Raw genomic sequence first — 2,245 nt, forward strand, 5'->3', positions numbered from 1 at the left:
GCTAAAGAATGTGTATCTTCAACAATTAATACAGTTGGTGGCATAGTTCATTCCCTTAAGCCTTCTTAATATATCGAATAAAAAACTAAAATTTTATTTTAGTTAAGTATATATTAAGAATTAAATCAAATTCAATTGATTATAATTAATGAGGCATCGTCTAATTCTTTTGATAAAATAACTTGAGAGTTTTTCCAGAGTAGATGAGCAAATGCTTCTTTAGTATATTTCTGAGATGGAATTATTTTTTCAAGTTCAGTTATTTCATCTTTATCAACATAACGATTATCTGTCCATCCATCGGTGTAGAGTAGAGTGTGGTGAATATCTGTTAGGCTTGTTTGATACAAATTATAATTATGATTTTTAGATAACCCAAGTAATGGACCTGTGCCATTTAACTGTTTAACCTTTCCACTTTGATTTATTACAACAGGGGCAGGATGACCAGCATTTAGCCAAAATAGGGTATCTTCATTTATGTAGCAAATTATTAATGTTACTAGGCTTGATTTACATAATTGCTGATTATACAGCGCATTGTTTAATGCTTTGAGCATATCTTGATAAGGTAAGCCTGTAGCTAGAAAGCCACTTATAAATCCCTTAATAGCAAAGCTCTCTTTTAAAGCTTGCAAACCATGCCCCATCATGTCACCTAGTACAAATGCAGTACCTTCTTCGTTGATAGGCATAAAAAAGTCGCCTCCATTTCCTAGGCATATTGAGCCAAAGACATGGGCAAACCTGTCATTTTCTAACGGTATTTTTGATGGGGTGGATTCAAAAGCAGTCTGGTAGGATAAATAGGCAAACCGGTGAGTCACTCTCTCAAAACTTTGTAGAATTTTATTCTTTTGTACGGGCTTTATTAAATAGTCATCAACACCTAGGCGATTTATTTTACTTATAACTTCTTCGCTATCATCACCTGTAAGCATTATTACTGATAATTGAGATTTTAAATTAGACTTATTAAGTTTCTCAAGTAGCGGCTCACATGTACCATTTTTTAACTGATGATCTAGCAATAATATACTAGCATCTGATGTTAAAATTGCCTGCCAGCCAGACTCAATATTTTCGCACTGAATTACTTGAAATTTACCTTTTAGGTATGCATTCATTAGAGCCAATTGGACAGGGTCATCGTCTACATATATAACAGTAGGGCGTTTATCTATTTGGCTTAAGGTAAAAGAAAAATAGTTTTTATTATCTTTTGTTATGTAAGTGGCACTACTAAAATAATGACGTATTAGCTCTACACCCATACCACCTTCAACAAGCTCCCAAGAGTCTAATGTCCATTGAGAGTCATTTTTCTTGAATAAATTATATGCCTTTAGTTCATCAATGATGGTTAGTTCATATTCTTGGGAGGTAACTTGGCTGATACGCAAAATGATGCTATGTTCGGAGCCTTCGTTATGCCGAATTAAATTAGTAAGGTACTCTGTTGAAGCCAAACCAGCAGCATCAACTTCTTCGCGTTTAACAGATAGTGCGCCAAGAACATGTTTCAATACTTGTCTAATTTCGGTTAATGTGGGCCATAAAAGTTCAAAGCGTCTTTCAAATAATATATCCATATTAGCCTCAATGATGTTGAAATAACCATTTTTGTTTATTGATTTTATTTTTTAAGATTTTGCTAAAGCGGGGCCATTTATGTGCACGCTTATCTATTGCTTTAACCATACGCTCTCCTAGAGGTGCAAAATTATTTTGGCTAATTAGAATTTGAATATTTTTATGTCCTGCTTGTTTAAGCTCGCTAACACCTTTACATAGTTCTTCTTCGTCGTTAATACCTAAGGCGACTGTTAACAATGTTAGCTCAGTACACAAACTCAGTGAATGAAGAGGAACATTATTACGGTTTAATTTTAAGGCTGGAGACATATCCAAAAGGATATAGTCATATTCTTGTTTCAATCTTAAAATAGCGTCATTTAAAATATGCTTATTTTTAGCTGTTTCTATAGATTCTATATTGCTTATTGGCAGAATATTAATCCCTTGATAAGCTATTACACCTAATTGGCAAGAGATATCATCGAAGCGCCATTCACCTTGAGTTTTAGGTAATTGTCCATCTAATTTAAAAGAGTTAAGGGGATTTAAATCAATGACAAGTACAGTTTTATTTTGTGATTGAAGTCGTTTTGCTACGCTCGCACAAGCAGTTGATGAGCCTTCTGAGCCCATCAGTGAAATGAAAGTGACACAGCGGGCGTTATTA

The 2,245-nt window shown here is 34.0% G+C and carries 2 protein-coding genes; both read right to left on the reverse strand.

Features of this window, described 5'->3' with window-relative positions; genetic code table 11:
• Positions 1-131: 131 nt before the first annotated feature.
• Complete coding sequence (locus CXF89_RS18995) at positions 132-1,592, reverse strand: SpoIIE family protein phosphatase (RefSeq protein WP_121955467.1); 1,461 nt, start codon at positions 1,590-1,592, stop codon at positions 132-134.
• A gap of 7 nt (positions 1,593-1,599) precedes the next feature.
• The coding region (locus tag CXF89_RS19000) for an AAA family ATPase (RefSeq protein ID WP_121955468.1) at positions 1,600-2,245 on the reverse strand (646 nt) is incomplete at its 5' end.

This window comes from Pseudoalteromonas sp. MelDa3 (assembly GCF_002863625.1).
GTDB lineage: Bacteria > Pseudomonadota > Gammaproteobacteria > Enterobacterales > Alteromonadaceae > Pseudoalteromonas > Pseudoalteromonas arctica.

Bases quoted from the DNA above. Each gene is read 5' to 3' on its own strand.
- CXF89_RS18995 (WP_121955467.1), bottom strand. From the start codon at position 1,592: ATGGATATATTATTTGAAAGACGCTTTGAACTTTTATGGCCCACATTA.